Source organism: Pseudomonas fluorescens (assembly GCF_900636825.1).
In the GTDB taxonomy this organism is placed as follows: Bacteria; Pseudomonadota; Gammaproteobacteria; order Pseudomonadales; family Pseudomonadaceae; genus Aquipseudomonas; species Aquipseudomonas fluorescens_BG.
This window is the reverse complement of the sequence record NZ_LR134318.1, coordinates 144,728-165,053: the sequence shown is the minus strand read 5'-3', so window position 1 is coordinate 165,053 and position 20,326 is coordinate 144,728. Positions and strand designations below refer to the sequence as shown.

4 protein-coding genes and 1 pseudogene are annotated in these 20,326 nt (G+C 60.4%); 3 read left to right on the top strand and 2 right to left on the bottom strand.

The genetic code is table 11. The features are described from left to right. Window positions 1–102 precede the first annotated feature (102 nt). Together EL257_RS00745 and EL257_RS00740 are read left to right on the top strand one after the other, a co-directional pair. Window positions 103–15,155, top strand: a pseudogene (locus tag EL257_RS00745) (LapA family giant adhesin). 148 nt (window positions 15,156–15,303) lie between these two features. Then, window positions 15,304–15,642, top strand: a complete 339-nt coding sequence (locus tag EL257_RS00740) for a hypothetical protein (RefSeq protein ID WP_016772279.1) — start codon at window positions 15,304–15,306, stop codon at window positions 15,640–15,642. 461 nt (window positions 15,643–16,103) lie between these two features. Here EL257_RS00740 and lapD read toward each other — a convergent pair whose 3' ends face one another. Both lapD and lapG read right to left on the bottom strand, forming a co-directional pair. Beyond that, on the bottom strand, window positions 16,104–18,050 hold the full coding sequence (lapD, locus tag EL257_RS00735; protein ID WP_126358934.1) for a cyclic di-GMP receptor LapD: 1,947 nt from the start codon (window positions 18,048–18,050) through the stop codon (window positions 16,104–16,106). A gap of 14 nt (window positions 18,051–18,064) precedes the next feature. Next, on the bottom strand, window positions 18,065–18,757 hold the full coding sequence (lapG, locus tag EL257_RS00730) for a cysteine protease LapG (RefSeq protein WP_126358932.1): 693 nt from the start codon (window positions 18,755–18,757) through the stop codon (window positions 18,065–18,067). A 196-nt stretch (window positions 18,758–18,953) separates the two neighbouring features. Between lapG and EL257_RS00725 the strand changes: the two genes are divergently transcribed. Beyond that, window positions 18,954–19,664, top strand: coding sequence for a GntR family transcriptional regulator (locus tag EL257_RS00725; protein ID WP_126358930.1), 711 nt, complete (start codon window positions 18,954–18,956; stop codon window positions 19,662–19,664). Window positions 19,665–20,326 lie beyond the last annotated feature (662 nt).

Here is a 20,326-nt window from a genome sequence, read left to right as displayed (position 1 = left end):
AACAAGTTATCCCTTTTATCGAAACACGTCCAGACTGAAGTGGCACCGACGCCCGTCAGGTCCATGGAAGTCAACTGAATGCGACACCCCGGAGAGTCTTCAATGAGCAGTGTTGTGGCCATCGTCAAAAGCATTGTCGGTCAGGTTTTCGTGGTGTCCCCAGAGGGCGTGCGTCGCGTACTCGTTGAAGGCGATCGCCTTTATGTAGGCGATCAGATCGATACCGGTCTTTCCGGTGCCGTCTCGCTTGAATTGGCCGATGGCCGCACGCTCGACCTCGGCCGCGAGACCCAGTGGAGCGCCAATTCCCCTGACTCCAGCACTGACCTGGCCGAAGCTACTGCGCAAGCTGCGCCGTCGGTTGAAGAACTGCAGCAAGCCATCGCTGCCGGTGTCGACCCGACTACCGCCCTTGAAGCCACCGCTGCCGGCCCAAGCGCCGCAGGCACTGGCGGTGCGGCGGGCGGCGGCCATAGTTTTGTGATGCTCGACGCCACTGCCGGGCGCGTTGACCCGACGATCGGTTTCCCGACTGCGGGCATTAACTCTGCAGGTCAGGCTGCGCAGGACATCACTGCTGGACAGACTACCGACCCCACTACTAACGCTTTGCGTGATTCGACTCTGAGCCTCAGCGCCACGCCGACCATCACCGAAGCCGGCGGCGTGTTGGTCTACACCGCGACCCTGACTCAGGCGCCGCTGACCGACCTGACCATCACCCTGTCGAACGGCGCGGTGATCGTGATCCCGGCCGGTTCCACCACAGGCACCGTGAACGTGCCGATGGCGCCGAACGATACTGTCTATAACGACCCGACCCAGATCGACGTGACCGTCACCGGTACCTCCGGAGGCAACGGCATCACCGTGACCCCGCCGACGCTCCCGGCCACGACTCAGGTCACCGACACCGTCGACACCACCACCGTCACCCTGACGGCAGGCCAAAGCGTCACCGAAGGCGGCCAGATCACCTACACCGCGACCCTGACCAACCCGGCGCAGACGCCGGTAACCGTCACCCTGTCCAACGGCTCGACCATCACCATCGGTGCAGGCCAAACCACCGGCACCGTCAACGTTCCGACAGCGGCCAACGACGTTTACAACAATGGCAGCACCGTCAGCACGACCATCACTGGCGCAACCGGCGGCAACTTCGAAAATCTGGTGCCGAGCACGACGCCAGCGGTGACCACGATCACCGACTCGGTCGATAACACTGGCCTGACCTTGACCGCGACCAACAACATCGTTGAAGGCGGCCAGATCACCTACACCGCGACCCTGACCAACCCGGCGCAGACGCCGGTGACCGTCACCCTGTCCAACGGCTCGACCATCACCATTGCGGCTGGCGAAACTGTCGGCACCGTCAACGTGTCGACAGCGGCCAACGACGTCTACAACAATGGCAGCACCGTCAGCACCACGATCACTGGCGCAACCGGCGGCAACTTCGAAAATCTGGTGCCGAGCACGACGCCAGCGGTGACCACGATCACCGACTCGGTCGATAACACTGGCCTGACCCTCAGCGCCACTGGCTCCGTGGCCGAAGGTGGTTCGATTGTTTACACCGCGACCCTCACCAATCCGGCAGGCACGCCAGTGACCGTGAACCTGAGCAACGGCTCGGTCATCACCATCGACGCAGGCAAGACCACCGGCACCGTAACTGTTCCGGCGCCGGCTGATGACGTCTATAAAGATGCCGGCCAAGTTGAGGTGACGATCAAGGACGCCTCCGGTGGCAATTTCGAGAACCTGGTGCCGAGCACTACCCCAGCGGTGACCGAAATCACTGACACCGTCGACACGTCGACAGTGAAACTGACCGCGGACACCTCAGTCGCCGAAGGCGGCACCGTTACTTATACCGCCACTGTGGGCGCGCCAGTCACTGGTTCGCCTGTGGTCGTGACGCTGGCCAACGGTCAAAGCATCACCATCGCTGTCGGCCAGACTGCCGGCAGCATCACCACCACCGCACCGAACGATGCCCTGGCCGGCAATGCGCCGTTGACCAACTCGATCACCAACGTCAGCGGCGGTAATTACGAGAATCTGGTCGCCGATAAAACGCCCGTCTCCACCAACGTCACCGATGTCGCCGACACCACCAGCCTGTCTCTGTCCGCGACCGGCACCGTGGCCGAAGGTGGGCAGATCACCTACACCGCAACCTTGAGCAATCCGGCCGGCGCGCCGGTTACCGTGAACCTGAGCAACGGCTCGGTCATCACCATTGAAGCGGGTAAAACCACCGGCACCGTGACCGTCGATGCGCCGAAGGACGACGTCTACAAAGACGCCGGCAAAGTGGAAGTCAGCATCAAGGACGCCACCGGCGGCAACTTCGAAAACCTGGTGCCGAGCGCCACCCCGGCGGTAACCGACGTCACTGATACCGTCGACACATCGACAGTGAAACTGACCGCTGACACCTCGGTCGCTGAAGGTGGCACCGTCACTTACACTGCCACTGTCGGCGCGCCAGTGACCGATTCGCCTGTTGTCGTGACCTTGGCCAACGGCCAGAACATCACCATCGCCGTCGGCCAGACCACTGGCTCCGTCACCTACACCGCACCGAACGACGCTTTGACCGGCAACGCGCCGCTGACCAATTCCATCACTGGCGTAACCGGCGGCAATTACGAAAATCTGGTTGCGGACAAAACTGCAGTTTCGACCAATGTCACCGACGTTGCCGACACCACCAATCTGTCGCTGAGTGCGACCGGTTCCGTGGCTGAAGGTGGCCAGATTACGTACACCGCGACCTTGAGCAACGCCGCAGGCTCGCCTGTAACAGTGACCTTGTCGAACGGCGCCGTCATCACCATCAAGGCGGGTGAAACCAGCGGCACCGCAACCGTTGCGGCACCGTCTGATGACGTCTACAAAGACGCCGGCGCCGTTCAGGCAACGATCAGCAGCGCCGCCGGTGGCAATTTCGAGAATCTGGTCTCGAGCACCACGCCAGCGGTCACGCAAGTCACCGACACTGTCGATACCTCGACGGTCAAATTGACCGCAGACACCTCGGTCGCTGAAGGCGGCACCGTGACCTACACCGCCACCGTCGGCGCGCCAGTCACCGGCTCGCCTGTCGTCGTGACATTGGCCAACGGCCAGAACATCACCATCGCCGTCGGCCAGACTGCCGGCAGTGTTACCGCCACCGTATCGAATGACGTCCAGATCGGTCACGCACCGCTGACCAATTCGATCACCAACGTCAGTGGCGGCAATTATGAAAACCTGGTCGCTGACAAGACTCCGGTCAGCACCACTGTCACCGACAACGTCGATACCACCAGCGTCGCTCTGACCGCCACCGGCAACGTCAACGAAGGCGGGCAGATCACTTACACCGCGACCCTGAGCAACCCGGCCGGCACCCCGGTAACCGTGAATCTGAGCAACGGCTCGACAATCACCATCGAAGCCGGCAAAACCACCGGCACCGTGACCGTTCCTGCGCCTGCCGATGACGTCTACAAGGACGCCGGCAAGGTTGAAGTAACCATCAAGGACGCGACCGGCGGCAACTTTGAGAACCTGGTGCCCAATCCGACGCCAGCGGTGACTAACGTTGCCGACACCGTCAACACCACGCACCTGACGCTCAGCGCGGAAAGCTACGTGCTCGAAGGCACTTCGATCACCTACACCGCCACCCTGACCAACGCCGCGCAGACGCCGGTAACCGTCAAACTGAGCAACGGCGAGACCATCACTATCGAAGCCGGCAAAACCAGCGGCTCGGTAACCATCGCCGCGCCGAGCGATGACGTCTACAAAGACGTCAGCAAGCTCACCGTAACGATGACCGATGCCAGCGGTGGCAACTTCGAAAAACTCGACGTGAGCAAAACCCCGATCAGTACGACGGTCAACGACACTGTCGACAAAACCGCGCTGACCTTGACTGCCAGCGACACCGTCAGCGAGGGTGGCCAGATCACCTACACCGCGACCTTGAGCAACCCGGCCGGCAGCGCCATGACGGTGACCCTGGCCAACGGCGCGGTGATCAACATCGCCGCCGGCGCTACCAGCGGTTCGGTGAATTTCCCTGCACCTGCCAACACGCCATACGTTGACGGCAGCAACGTGCGGACCGCAATCGCCAGCCACAGCGGCGGCGATTTCGAGAAGGTCGAAGCGGATCGTTCCGCCGTCGTGACCAAAGTCACCGACGCGGTCGACACCACCAACATCAGCCTGAGCGCCACCGGCTCCGTGGCCGAGGGCGGTTCGATTGTCTACACCGCGACCCTGAGCAATCCGGCCGGCACGGCCATGACCGTGACCTTGAGCAACGGCGCGGTGATCAACATCGCCAAAGGTGCCAGCACCGGCACCGCAACCGTCGCCGCACCTGGCGACGACGTATACAAGGACGCCGGAAAGGTCGATGCGAGCATCACCAAAACCAGCGGCGGCAACTTTGAGAACCTGGTGGTCGACAAGACCCCGGCCTTCACCAACGTTACCGACACTATCGACAACAGCACCGTTTCGCTGACCGCTAGCGCCAGCGCGGTCGAAGGCGGCGTGGTCGTGTACACCGCGTCCGTGACCGCACCGGTCAGCGGTTCGCCAGTTGTGGTGACTTTGTCCAACGGCCAGACCATCACCATTCCGGTCGGCTCCAGCAGCGCCAGCGTCAACTTCACTGCGCCGAATGATGCTCAGGCCGGCGGCAACACCCTGAGCGTGAAGATTGACGGCGCCAGCGGTGGTAACTATGAAAATCTGGTGGCCGACCAAACCCCGGCGGTAACGTCGGTGACCGATACCGTCGACGCCACCAATCTGTCGCTCAGCGCGACCGGCTCCGTGGCCGAGGGCGGTTCGATCGTTTACACCGCGACCCTCAGCAATCCGGCCGGCACGCCAGTGACCGTGAATCTGAGCAACGACGCGGTGATCATCATCGCGGCCGGCAAAACCACCGGCACCGTCACCGTTCCGGCACCTGCCGATGATGTCTATAAAGATGCCGGCAAAGTTGAAGTCACGATCAAGGATGCTACCGGCGGCAACTTCGAAAACCTGGTGCCGAGCACCGCGCCGGCGGTTACCGATGTCACCGATACCGTCGATACCTCGACGGTAAAACTGACCGCCACCGAAACGGCGGCCGAGGGTGGCACTGTCACCTATACCGCCACGGTCGGCGCACCGGTTACCGGCTCGCCTGTCGTCGTGACTTTGGCCAACGGCCAGAACATCACCATCGAAGTCGGCAAGACCAGCGGCAGCGTGAGCACCATGGCGCCGAACGATGTCCTCGCCGGCCATGCGCCGTTGAGCAATTCGATTACCAACGTCAGCGGCGGCAACTTTGAAAATCTGGTCGCCGACAAAACCCCTGTCAGCACCCTCGTGACCGACACCGTCGACACCACCAATCTGTCGCTCAGCGCCACCGGTTCGGTGAGCGAGGGTGGCCTTATCACCTACACCGCGACCCTGACCAACGCCGCCGGCAGCCCGGTGACCGTGACCCTGAGCAACGGCGCGACAATCACCATTGACGCCGGTAAAACCACTGGCACCGTGACCGTCGACGCGCCCAAGGATGACGTCTACAAAGACGCCGGCAGCGTTGAAGCCACCATCAAGAATGCGACTGGCGGCGACTTCGAAAACCTGGTTACCAGCTCGGCACCGGCCGTGACCACGGTCAACGACACCATCGACAGCTCCACCGTATCGCTGAGCGCCACCGCGAACGTCGCTGAAGGCGAAACCGTGGTCTACACAGCGACCGTAAGCGCGCCGGTAACTGGCTCGCCGGTAACTGGCTCGCCGGTGATCGTAAACCTGTCCAACGGTCAGTCCATCACCATCGCCGTCGGTGAAACCACCGGCAGCGTCAACTACGTCGCGCCGAACAGCCCGTTGGCTGGCGGCAGCTCGTTGAGCGTGACCATCGATGGCGCCACGGGTGGCAACTACGAAAAACTCGTGGTCGACGGCAAGTCCGCCGACACCGTGGTTGCCGATACCAACGACACCACCAATCTGAACCTGACGGCGAGCGACTCCGTCGCCGAGGGCGGCCAGATCACCTACACCGCGACGCTGACCAACCCGGCCGGCACACCGGTGACCGTGACCCTATCGAATGGCGCCGTGATCACCATCAAAGCTGGCGAAACCAGCGGTAACGTGACCGTCGACGCACCGAAAGATGACGTCTACAAAGACGCCGGCAAAGTCGAAGTGACCATCGAGAATGCGACCGGCGGCAACTTCGAAAACCTCGTGCCAAGCGCGGTTCCAGCGGTGACCAATGTCACCGACACCATCGACACCTCGACGGTCAAACTCACCGCCGACACTTCCGTGGCTGAAGGTGGCACCGTCACCTACACCGCCACAGTTGGCGCGCCGGTTACCGGTTCGCCGGTTGTCGTAGCCTTGGCCAATGGTCAGAGCATCACCATCGAAGTCGGCAAGACTACCGGCTCCATCACCTACACCGCGCCTAACGATGCCCTGACCGGCAACGCACCGCTGACCAACTCGATCACAGCCGTGAGCGGCGGTAATTTCGAAGATCTGGTTGCGGACAAAACTCCGGTTTCGACCACCGTTACCGATGTGGCCGACACCACCAATCTGTCACTGAGCGCGACTGGTTCTGTGGCTGAAGGTGGCCAGATCACCTACACCGCGACCCTGACTAACGCCGCTGGTTCGCCAGTGACCGTGAACCTGAGCAATGGCGCGGTTATTACCATCGAAGCGGGTAAAACCACCGGCACCGTCACCGTCGATGCACCGAAAGATGACGTCTACAAAGACGCCGGCGAAATCGAAGTGACCATCAAGGATGCCAGCGGTGGCAACTTTGAGAATCTGGTGCCAAGCACCGCGCCAGCCGTGACCGCCGTCACAGACACCATCGACACCTCGACGGTCAAACTGACCGCTGATACGTCGGTGGCGGAAGGCGGCACCGTGACTTACACCGCCACCGTTGGTGCGCCGGTGACCGGTTCGCCAGTGGTCGTGACGTTGGCCAATGGTCAGAACATCACCATCGCAGTCGGTCAAACCACCGGCACCGCAACCGTCATCGCATCGAACGATGCGCTGGCCGGTCATGCGCCGATTACCACCGCGATCACCAATGTCAGCGGTGGCAATTTCGAAAACCTGGTCGCTGACAAAACTGAGGTCAGCACCACCGTCACCGACACCGTCGACATCACCAACCTGTCGCTGAGCGCTACCGGCTCCGTCGCTGAAGGTGGCCAGATCACTTACACCGCAACGTTGACTAACGCCGCGGGCACACCAGTGACCGTCACCCTGTCGAACGGCGCTGTCATCACCATCAAAGCAGGCGAAACCACCGGCACCGCAACCGTCGACGCACCGAAAGATGACGTCTACAAAGACGCCGGTTCCGTGCAGGCAACGATCACCAGCGCTACCGGTGGCAACTTCGAGAACTTGGTACCGAGCACCACGCCAGCGGTCACTCAAGTCACCGACACCATCGACACCTCGACGGTCAAACTGACTGCCGATACGTCGGTTGCTGAAGGCGGCACCGTGACTTACACCGCAACCGTTGGTGCGCCGGTTACCGGTTCGCCTGTTGTCGTGACTCTGGCCAACGGCCAGGCCATCACCATCGAAGTCGGTAAGACTACCGGCACCACAACCGTCATCGCATCGAACGATGCGCTGGCCGGTCATGCGCCGATTACTACCGCGATCACCAATGTCAGCGGCGGCAACTTCGAAAACCTGGTCGCTGACAAAACTGAGGTCAGCACCACCGTCACCGACACCGTCGACACCACCAATCTGACGCTTAGCGCGACAGGTTCCGTGGCTGAAGGTGGCTCGATTGTTTACACCGCAACGTTGACTAACGCCGCTGGCACTCCAGTGACCGTCACCCTGTCGAACGGTGCTGTCATCACCATCAAAGCAGGCGAAACCACCGGCACTGCAACCGTCGACGCACCGAAAGATGACGTCTACAAAGACGCCGGCTCTGTCCAGGCAACCATCACCAGCGCTACCGGCGGTAACTTCGAAAATCTGGTACCGAGCACCACGCCAGCGGTCACTCAAGTCACCGACACCATCGACACCTCCACCGTCAAACTGACCGCCGATACGTCCGTCGCTGAAGGCGGTACCGTGACGTACACCGCAACCGTTGGTGCGCCGGTTACCGGTTCGCCTGTTGTCGTGACTCTGGCCAACGGCCAGGCCATCACCATCGAAGTCGGCAAGACTACCGGCACCGCAACCGTCATCGCATCGAACGATGCGCTGGCCGGTCATGCGCCAATTACCACTGCGATCACCAACGTCAGCGGCGGCAACTTCGAAAACCTGATCGCTGACAAAACTGAGGTCAGCACCACCGTCACCGACACCGTCGACACCACCAACCTGTCGCTGACCGCGACGGGTTCTGTGGCTGAAGGTGGTTCGATTGTTTACACCGCAACGTTGACCAACGCCGCTGGTACTCCAGTGACCGTCACCCTGTCGAACGGAGCCGTGATCACCATCAAAGCAGGTGAAACCAGCGGCAACGTGACCGTCGATGCACCGACAAATGACGTCTACAAAGACGCCGGTTCTGTGCAGGCAACCATCACTAGCGCAACCGGCGGTAACTTCGAAAATCTGGTACCGAGCACTACGCCAGCGGTCACCCAAGTTACCGACACCATCGACACCTCGACGGTCAAACTGACTGCCGATACGTCGGTGGCTGAAGGCGGCACTGTGACTTACACCGCCACCGTTGGTGCGCCGGTGACTGGTTCGCCAGTGGTCGTGACATTGGCCAACGGTCAAAACATCACTATCGCCGTTGGCCAAACTACCGGCACCGCAACCGTCATCGCGTCGAACGATGCGCTGGCCGGTCATGCGCCAATTACCACTGCGATCACCAATGTCAGCGGCGGTAATTTCGAAAACTTGGTCGCCGACAAAACTGAGGTCAGCACCACCGTCACCGACACTGTCGACACCACCAATCTGACGCTGAGCGCGACCGGTTCTGTGGCTGAGGGTGGCCAGATCACTTACACCGCGACGCTGACTAACGCCGCTGGCACTCCAGTGACCGTCACCCTGTCGAACGGTGCTGTCATCACCATCAAAGCAGGCGAAACCACCGGCACCGCAACCGTCGATGCACCGAAAGATGACGTCTACAAAGACGCCGGTTCCGTGCAGGCAACCATCACTAGCGCCACCGGTGGTAATTTCGAAAATCTCGTTCCGAGCACAGCGCCAGCGGTCACCCAAGTCACCGACACCATCGACACCTCCACCGTCAAACTGACCGCTGATACGTCGGTGGCGGAAGGCGGCACTGTGACTTACACCGCCACCGTTGGTGCGCCGGTGACTGGTTCGCCTGTTGTCGTGACTCTGGCCAATGGTCAAAACATCACTATCGCCGTTGGCCAAACCACCGGCACCGCAACCGTCATCGCATCGAACGATGCGCTGGCCGGTCACGCGCCAATTACTACCGCGATCACCAATGTCAGCGGCGGTAATTTCGAAAATCTGGTCGCTGACAAAACTGAGGTCAGCACCGCCGTCACCGACACCGTCGACACCACCAATCTGTCGCTGACCGCGACGGGTTCTGTGGCTGAAGGTGGCCAGATCACCTACACCGCAACCCTGACCAACGCTGCTGGCACACCGGTGACCGTCACCCTGTCGAACGGTGCTGTCATCACCATCAAAGCAGGCGAAACCACCGGCACTGCAACCGTCGACGCACCGAAAGATGACGTCTACAAAGATGCCGGCTCCGTCCAGGCAACCATCACCAGCGCTACCGGTGGCAACTTCGAGAACCTGGTACCAAGCAAGGTGCCAGCGGTCACTCAGGTTTCCGACACCGTCGACACCACCAACCTGTCGCTGAGCGCGACCGGTTCTGTGGCTGAAGGTGGCTCGATTGTTTACACCGCAACGTTGACCAACGCCGCTGGCACTCCAGTGACCGTCACCCTGTCGAACGGCGCGGTGATCACCATCAAGGCAGGTGAAACCACCGGCAACGTGACCGTCGATGCGCCGAAAGATGACGTCTACAAAGACGCCGGTTCTGTGCAGGCGACGATCACCAGCGCCACCGGTGGCAACTTCGAGAACCTGGTACCGAGCACCACGCCAGCGGTCACTCAAGTCACCGACACCATCGATACTTCGACCGTCAAACTGACTGCCGATACGTCCGTGGCTGAAGGCGGTACCGTGACTTACACCGCCACGGTCGGTGCGCCGGTGACTGGTTCGCCAGTGGTCGTGACGTTGGCCAATGGTCAGAACATCACTATCGCCGTTGGCCAAACCACCGGCACCGCAACCGTCATCGCATCGAACGATGCGCTGGCCGGTCATGCGCCGATTACCACCGCGATCACCAATGTCAGCGGCGGTAATTTCGAAAACCTGATCGCCGACAAGACTCCGGTCAGCACTACCGTGACTGACACCGTCGACACCACCAACCTGTCACTGAGCGCGACCGGCTCTGTGGCTGAGGGTGGCCAGATCACTTACACCGCGACGCTGACTAACGCCGCTGGCACTCCAGTGACCGTCACCCTGTCGAACGGTGCTGTCATCACCATCAAAGCAGGCGAAACCACCGGCACCGCAACCGTCGATGCACCGAAAGATGACGTCTACAAAGACGCCGGTTCCGTGCAGGCAACCATCACTAGCGCCACCGGTGGTAATTTCGAAAATCTCGTTCCGAGCACAGCGCCAGCGGTCACCCAAGTCACCGACACCATCGACACCTCCACCGTCAAACTGACCGCTGATACGTCGGTGGCGGAAGGCGGCACTGTGACTTACACCGCCACCGTTGGTGCGCCGGTGACTGGTTCGCCTGTTGTCGTGACTCTGGCCAATGGTCAAAACATCACTATCGCCGTTGGCCAAACCACCGGCACCGCAACCGTCATCGCATCGAACGATGCGCTGGCCGGTCACGCGCCAATCACCAACGCGATCACCAATGTCAGCGGCGGTAATTTCGAAAATCTGGTCGCCGACAAGACTCCGGTCAGCACCACTGTCACCGACACCGTCGACACCACCAATCTGTCGCTGAGCGCCAGCAACTCGGTAGCTGAAGGTGGCCAGATCACGTACACCGCCACGCTCACCAATCCGGCCGGCTCGCCGGTCACCGTGACCCTGAGCAACGGCGCCGTGATCACCATCGAGGCTGGTAAAACCAGCGGGAGCGCCACCGTTCCTGCGCCATCGGACGACGTTTATAAAGACGCCGGCACCGTACAGGCCACGATCACCAGCGCCACCGGCGGCAACTTCGAAAATCTGGTGCCAAGCACCACGCCAGCGGTGACTAGCGTTACGGATACCGTCGATACCACCACCGTCAGCATCACCGGCAGCAGCTCGGTGACCGAAGGCCAGACCGCCAGCTACACCGTCAGCCTGAATCACCCGGCGCAAACCGAAGTGACCCTGAAAATCGTCTACAGCGGCACTGCCGCTGACGGTTCGGACTTCACTGGCGTGTACACCGTGAAAATTCCGGCGGGCGCCAGCAGCGCGCAGTTCAACGTCGCCACCCTCGATGACAAGATCACCGAAGGCACCGAGAACTTCGTGGTCAAGATCGATTCGGCCACCGGCGGCAACTTCGAGAACCTCGCAGTCAGCGGCACCAATGGCAGCGTCAGCACCTCCATCATCGACAACGATGCACCGCCCGTGCTGGATCTGGATGCCAACAATTCCAGCGGCGCGACGGGTGCCGATTACAAGGTGACGTTCACCGAAAATACCCCGGGTGCCGGCGTGTCGATTGCCGACACGGATCTCAAAATCACTGATCCGGACAGCACCATGCTGACCGGCGCGACCGTTGTACTGACCAACCGTCAGGACGGCGATGCGCTGAACCTGGGCAACAGCGTCAACGGCATCAGCATCATTCCCAACAGCACCAACGGCACGGTGACCCTGACGCTGTCAGGCAACGCCACCCTGGCCGACTACATGCAGGCCATCAAGAACATCAGCTTCACCAACAGCAGTGACGACCCGAGCACCGTACCGCGCATCATCACCGTGACCGTGACCGACGGCGGCAACTACTCCAATACCGCGACCACAACGGTCAACGTAGTGGGGATTAATGATGCACCGTTTGCCGCGCCGAGCAATGTCACTGGCACCGAAGACACACCGCTGGTCCTCGGCTGGTCGACCTTTGGCGTCAGCGATGTCGACAGCCCGGCGAGCAGCCTCGGGGTCAAAATCACCCAGCTGCCGGGCGAAGGCAAACTGCAGTATCTGGATGGCTCGACCTGGAAAGACGTCGCCACCAACCAGACCTTCAGCAAGGCCGACATCGACGCTGGCAAGCTGCGCTTTCTGCCGGATGCCAACGAGTCGGGCGCCAACGGTTACGGTGGCACCGGCCTGGGCAACAATCAGGCGGACTACGCACAGATCAAATTCCAGCCTACCGACGGTCAGGCACTGGGCAGCACCGGCACGATCAAAATCGATATCACGCCAGTGGCGGATGCGCCGAGCGTGAGCGTGGCCGACAACAGCGTGAAATCCACCGGGCTGATCAAGGAAGTCTGGACCGGTCTGTCGGGGCTGGGCACCAACGGCAATGGCGCGGATTCGACGACATTGAAAAATGTCATCGACGCTGGCGGCAAACCGAACTCCAGCAGCAACGTCACCAACGTGCAGTCTGACGGCAGCGTTGCCGCCGGCACAGCTTCGAAAACTTCCGGCCTGATGTATCTGGAAGCCGGCAAACCTACAGCTTCAGCGGCGTTGCCGATGACAGCCTGCTGATCACCATCGGTGGCAAGAACGTGGCTTCGGGCACCTGGGGCGCAGGCGGTGCGATCAACGGTTCGTTCACACCGACCACCAGCGGCTATTACACCCTCGACATTTACCACCACAACCAGAGCGGCCCGGGCAGCTACGACGTCAACCTGTCGGTCAACGGCAGCACGCCGATCGACCTGAGCAGCGCTGGCGTGCCGATCTACACCGGCGTGCAGGATCTGGTGAACTCGGGCGTGACTGTTTCCGATCTGCACGGCACCAACGGCGAAGGCTACTACGACGGCTACAAGCTCAACACCGGCGCCGAAGGCACCACCGTGAAACTGTCGGCGGTCACTACCGCGCTGAGCGATACCGACGGCTCGGAAACCTTGAGCGTGAAGATCAGCGGCGCTCCGGTCGGTTCGGTGCTCAGCGATGGCGCGGGGCATACCTTCACCGTTACCGCGAGCAATGGCGAAGCCAACGTTACGGGCTGGAGCCTTGGCAGCCTGACCGTCACACCACCGCCTTATTACAACGGCCAGTTCAACCTGACCGTGACTTCGACCGCCACTGAGCAGGTCGGCGGTTCGGCCAGCAGCACCGCGACCATTCCGGTCACGGTAGTGCCGGCGGTTTACAACGCCGTCACCGCCACCTCGGGTGACGATGATGTCATCGGCACCGACGCCAACGACATCATCGTCGCAGACATCGGCGGCCTGACCGTGGTGCCGGGCACCAACTACAACATCGCATTCATGGTCGACAGCTCGGGCAGCATGAGCACCTCGTCGCTGAACGCCGCGAAAGACTCGCTGACTTCGGTGTTCAACAGCCTCAAGCAAAGTCTGGGCGGCAGCACCTCGGGCACGGTGAACATATTCCTGGTGGACTTCGATACCCAGGTCAACAAGTCGGTGTCGGTGAACCTCAACGACCCGAATGCGCTGACCTTGCTCAAAGCGGTGCTGAACTCGATGGGCTCCGGCGGCGGCACCAACTACGAGGACGTGTTCAAGACCACGGCCAACTGGTTCCAGAGCGCCGACGCCGTGGCTAACACCGGGGCCAAGAACCTGACGTACTTCATCACCGATGGTCAGCCGACCTATTACCAGAGCGGCGAACAGACCAACCCGACGCTGTACGGGACGGTGAAATTCGACAGCGTGATCACCACCAGCAACTACAAGCTGGGCGACAGCTTCGGCACGTATATCGATAACACGCATTACCTGAGCATCAATGCCAACGGTTTTGCGCAGCTGCAGACCTACACCAATCGTTATGGCTGGACCACGAGCAATCTGGGCACCGTTCACGCCCAAGGCGATGGTACCTACGAATTGTCGAGCCTCAACGGTAGCGGCAACAGCACTGACTGGTACACCACCGACAACTCCACCAGCAGCTTCGCCTTGCTCAGTGGTCTGTCGAATGTAGAAGCTATCGGCCTGAACAGTGGGGTCAGCCTCAACGACCTCAAGCCGTACGATTCGGATAAAACGCCGCAAACCAACATCGATCCGAAGGATCTGGCCAACTCGATCATCGGTCACACCGAAGCGACGATGCCAGGTAACGACACCGTCAACGGTGGCGACGGCAATGACATTCTGTTCGGCGATCTGGTCAGCTTCAACGGCATTGCCGGCGAGGGTTATCAAGCGATGCAGGCGTTCGTCGCCAAGGAAACCGGCGTCGATGTCAGCAAAGTCAGCACCAGCAATGTGCACCAATACATCACCGAGCACTATCAGGCGTTCGATGTGTCCGGCGCACACGATGGCGACGACTCGCTGCTCGGTGGTGCGGGCAACGACATCCTGTTCGGCTCGGGCGGCAAAGACTTGCTCGATGGCGGCAAAGGCAATGACATCCTGCTTGGCGGTTCCGGCAACGACACGCTGATCGGTGGTCAGGGCAATGACATCCTCATCGGTGGTTCTGGTGGCGACACCTTCGTCTGGAAGTCGGGCGACACCGGCAGCGATGTGATCAAGGATTTCAAAGCCAGCGAAGGCGACCGCATTGATTTGCGCGATCTGCTGCAAGGCGAAACCGGCAGCACCATCGACAACTTCCTCAAGATCACCACGGTCGATGGCACGTCGTCGCTGCAAGTCAGTTCCGGCGGCAAGTTCAACTCCGCCGATGCCGCTGCGGCAACCCCGGATGTGACGATCAAACTGGAAGGCAACAACTGGTCGAGCGCCAACCTGCACAACCTGATCGCCGGCAGCGACCCGACCATCAAGGTCGATCACAACAACAGCTGAGGCTGAAACAAAACGGCCGCCTCCGATGAGGCGGCCGTCGCGTTTAGGGGCAATGCAGCGGTGACGATTTGATCGCCGCCCCGCATACTTGTGCGCAGTTGGCTATGCTGCTGACAGCATGACGCTGTTCATTTCCGAGGGATGCTCAATGTTTTACGTGCAACGCGATGCGCAAGGCCAGTTGATTCGCGTGGAAGCCGCGGCGTATGCCGAGGCCACGGAAACGCTGCCCGCCGACAATCATGAGATTCAGGCGTGGTACGCCAACGAAGCCGTGGAAAACAGCCTCAAACAGCTCAAGCAGAGCGACTTTGAGATGATCCGGGTTCTCGACGACCTGATTCAGGTGCTGACGCAAAAAGGCGTAATCCGCGTCACCGACCTGCCTGCAGCGGCCCAGGCCAAGCTGATGGACCGGACCCAGGCACGTGAGGCGCTGGGCGGGTTGAGCCAGTTGATCGATGAAGATGAGGGTGGGTTGATCTGATCCTCTCAAGATCAAAAGCTTACCCTCACCCCAGCCCTCTCCCGGAGGGAGAGGGGGCCGATCCAGGTGTTTGGCACTGACCATCGACCTGAGAGATCGCGCCGGTTATGGATTCAGTGGAGCCCTTTCACGCCGGCATATCTCGTAAATATCCCACGGTCAGTCGCCCTCCGGGAACGGGGGCCGATCGAGGTGTTTGGCACTGACCATCGACCTGAGAGATCGCGTCGGTTATGGGTTCAGTGGAGCTCTTTCACGTCGGCGTATCTCGTAAATATCCCACGGTCAGTCGCCCTCCGGGAACGGGGGCCGATCGAGGTGTCTGGCACTGACCATCGACCTGAGAGATCGTGTCGATTATGGATTCAGTGGAGCCCTTTCACGTCGGCGTATCTCGTAAATATCCCACGGTCAGTCCCCTCTCCCTCCGGGAGAGGGTTAGGGTGAGGGCGCTTCTTGGCTCACCCCCAAGGCTTCGGCTCACCGAACAACTGCCCCTGCACCCCATACAAGCCCATCTCGCGAATCACCGACAGCTCCCCTTCCGTCTCGACCCGTTCGGCAATCAGCGGCAGATCAATGCTGTGCGCGGCGCGCTGGATCGCTTCGATGAACAGGCGCTTGTCGCTCTCCTGGTCGATCGCGCGAATGTAGCTGCCGTCAATTTTCAAGTACGCCAGGCCCAACCGCGCGAGGTTACCGATCATGCTGAAGCGCCCGCCAAAACGCTGCAGGCTCAGCGAGAAACCGAGCTCGCGCAGGCGTCGGGTCAGTTGCTCCAGCACCGCCTGTTCCGGTAATTGCTCCTCACCGATTTCCAGGGTCAAACGCGCGCCGAGGTTGGAGTGCGCACGCAAAATCTCGAAGACTTTGTTCAATGCCAATGGATCGGCCAGGGTCGCCGAGGACAGGTTCAGCGCCAGCGAATCCTCATGCTCTTTCATCTGCTCCAGCACCCGCTCGAGCATCAGGCGATCCAGCCGCGCGGTCCAGCCGAAGCGCTCAAGCCACGGTAGGAAACGCCCGGCGGGAATGGTCTGGCCTTGCTCGTCGAGCAAGCGCGACAGCACTTTGTAATGCAGCACCAGTTGTGTGTCCTGCGCCGCGACCACCGGCTGGAAATACAACTCGAAACGCTGCTGACTCAACGCCTGATCCAGCAGCCGATGCCAGGCATGATGATCGTCGCCCACATCCGCCACCAGGCTCTGATCGATGCACGCCCAATTCTGCTCGCCCTGCCCTTCGGCCTGCGCCAGCGCCTGATCACCCAGAGTCAACACTGCTTGCGGCGAATCACCATGGGCGAACGGCGCGAGACCAATCGAAGCCACCGCCGGCACATCGGTAGCGCCCGTGGCATGCAGGCTGCTCAGCGCACTGTCGAGATTCTGCGCCAGTTGCAGCGCTTCCTCTCGCACCAGCCCCGGTGCCAGCACGGCAAATTCCCCGCCACGAATACGCGTCACCAGGTTTTGCGTTTCCGGGTATTTGGCGCATTCGCGAGACAACTGTTCGCCGACCGCTTTCAACAGCTCATCGGTACGCTGACCACCGAGGCGCTGGTTGAGCCCGGCCAGATCCTTGACCCGCAGCAACAGCAGGTAACCGGAGCTGGCCTGCTCCGGGTTGCTCACGCGATTGTTCAGCTGCATCTCGAAATAGCGGCGGTTGGCCAACCCCGTGAGGTTGTCCTGATAGGACTCGGTGCGCAGCTTTTCACTGCGTTCTGCTTGCTCCTGAAACAGCGCCTTGAGCTTCTCGACCATCTGGTTCATCGCCTGCACCACGCGGCGCAGTTCCGGCGTGCGCGGTAGCTCCGGCAGGCTGAGAAATTCGCGTCGAGCGATGGCGTGAGACTGCTGAACCATGTAATCCAGCGGCTTGAGTTGCCGGCGCAGTAACAGCGCGCCGAGCACCGCACTGATCGCCCCGCAGATCAGCAACCAGCCGAGGCTACCCAACGCGCTCTGCCACAGCTTGGCCACGGCGAACATCGGATGGCTGACCACTTCCACTCGCGCCGCCTGCTCCCAGCCACGGCTGACCAGTGCATCGCCACCGGCCGATTCCAGACCGATCAGATTGACGAACCAGTCCGGCACGTTGCTCACCGACGGAGCACCCGAGCGCTCAACGATGGTCTGATCGGTCTTCACGTCGACCACGCGAATGCTGGCGTAGTAACCGCTGTCGAAAATCGAACTGACCAGCAGCTCAACCATCGCCGGGTCGTCGATATTCGGCGTCAGCGATAACGCCAGCGCAGTGGCGGCGTCCTGGGCGTGCGAGCGCAACTGGTTGACGTACTGGGTGCGCGAACTCTCCAGACTGACCATGAAGTTGCCGGTGAAGGCGACCACCAGGAACAGACAGATAGCGATCAACAGCTGTTTGAACAAAGACATCTGAGCGCGTGCTCCTAGTTAATCGTCTCGACCGGAAAACCTTCGGCCTGCATTTTTTTCAGTACATCCTGCCAGCGCGACAGGCGTTTCGTGTCACCGACCTTTTTATTGCCTTTGGCCCCCGGCAGATACAAACCTTCAGCATTGAAAGAGTAGACCGGCAGCAAGTCGGTCCGCTGCGAGGCTGGCTGAATCGGATCGATCAGGCTGTCGAGCACCAGCGGCATGGCATCGGGGGTCGCATAGTACGTCAGCACCATGTGCGCGCGGTTCTGGCGCAGCGCCTTGACGTAGGTGATACGCAGCTTGTCACTGGACACCCCGAGATGGCGCAGGCTGAAATACTTGGCGATTGCATAGTCCTCGCAATCGCCAGCGCCCTTCCACAGCGCTTCGATCGGCGTCTCCCAGTAATCGACTTCGCGCCACAGATCGATGTCTTCGACGTAGCGCACCTGTTTGTTGAAAAACAGGTTCACTACTTTCAGTTTGTCCATTTCGCTGACCTGTTTCTGCGTCGCCAACAGGTTCTGCCAGGCATCGATGCGCTGCTGTCCCGCGCCGAGCGGCCCGTAGATCGCCGTGGCTTTGCGGCTGATCGCGGAAAAATCCCAATCGGCATGCAGACCGCCCAGCATGACGCCGGCCAGCAGCAGTGCGCAGCCAAGCCAGCGCAGTGTCCGGGGGATCGCGAAACGTACCGCCACAGCAGGTTTCCAGGGGCAAAAGGGGAGGCGTTTGATGGTGAAGCTTAGTCCGGCAAAAAACAATGGCACCATGAGATCATCGTCGCCGCGCTAGACTGTGATTATCTGCAGATATCCTCTACACGATTTGACAACCTGTAGAGCAATCACTAGTGTCATTTGGATCCAAATATGTCGACAGACAGGGTGCGTATTCGTGACACAGAAGCCCAAACCGCTGCACAGCATTAAAGTCGAAGGACCGATTCCAGCGCACCTGGCCCGTTCGATCATTGAAGAAACCTTACGCGCCGCCATCCTCGATGGCCGGCTGCCGTGTGGCACGGCATTACGCCAGCAGGATCTGGCCGACCTGTTCGGCGTCAGTCGCATGCCCGTGCGCGAAGCCCTGCGCCAGCTCGAAGCGCAGGAGTTACTGAGCGTGACCACGCATAAAGGTGCGGTGGTTGCGCCTCTCATTCAGGGAGATGCCACCGAAACTTACGAACTGCGCATTCTCCTCGAATCCGAAGCGTTGCGTCAGTCGGTTCCGTTGCTGACCGCTGCTGATTACGCTGAGGCGGCCAGTTGTATCCAACAACTGGAAAACCAGCGCGACTACACCGAAATCGGCCGGCTCAATCGTTTGTTCCACATGGCCCTGTACAGCAAGGCGCCTAACAAACGGCTACTACGCCTGGTAGAGGACGGACTGAACGAGGAGGAACGTTTCCTGCGCTTCAATCTCGAAGCCATGGGTCTGGGCACTCTGTCCCAGGACGATCACCGCGTCATGCTGCAAGCGGCCATCGAACGTGACGTTGAAGGCTCAGTGGCACTGCTGGTGAAGCACCTCAACCGCGGCGTCGAGGTCATCACGCATTACCTCGCCAGTCCATCGGCGCACAGCCGTAAAGCCCAACGCTGAAAAATTCCCATCGGGCAGGCTCACCCCCTGGCCCGACGACTCACCCGCTTACAAATCCCCCCATCGATCTGCCGACCAATGGCTGGCAAGTCGACGTTTGCGCTCTAACCTCCCCCCACGCGCGTCAGCCGGTTATTTTGCAGTTCTGATGACCAATCGGTAATAGCCGGGATGGCAATTTACCCGCACTCTTGATCCGCCAACCCAATAAAGAACGGGCGACGCGCCGCACCGCCGGCACAGTCCCCGCAACAGGAACCTACGGAAGGAGCCTTGTCACTGGGAAAAAGGAAGTCACTGGCGCCGGTCACGGCCAACTTCCGCCCTCTCGAATCTATTAATTCTTATTTATTAGAAAGTTGCTGCGAGTGAGGCATTCACTCTTATTTTGAATTTTGGCCGCTATTAGCCGAAAGGAGCAACTACGCCCAAATAAAACTTAAACAAAAAGTTTTATCGGCCACTCTCATACTTGAAAAAGACACAATTTAAAATAATTGAAATTAAACTTGTTAATTGTTGTTGCCCTGTATTAGCTGTTCTTCGCCGAGTTTGAACCTTACCGCTCATCTTGGCTGCAGCCCTTGGCCAAAAGGCTTGGACAAGAACCGCGTTGTATATCTGCAGGCCGTAAAGCAAACAAGTTGTACATCTACAAAGAT

Bases quoted from the DNA above. Each gene is read 5' to 3' on its own strand.
- lapD (WP_126358934.1), bottom strand. From the start codon at position 18,050: ATGTCTTTGTTCAAACAGCTGTTGATCGCTATCTGTCTGTTCCTGGTG.
- EL257_RS00740 (WP_016772279.1), top strand. From the start codon at position 15,304: ATGTTTTACGTGCAACGCGATGCGCAAGGCCAGTTGATTCGCGTGGAA.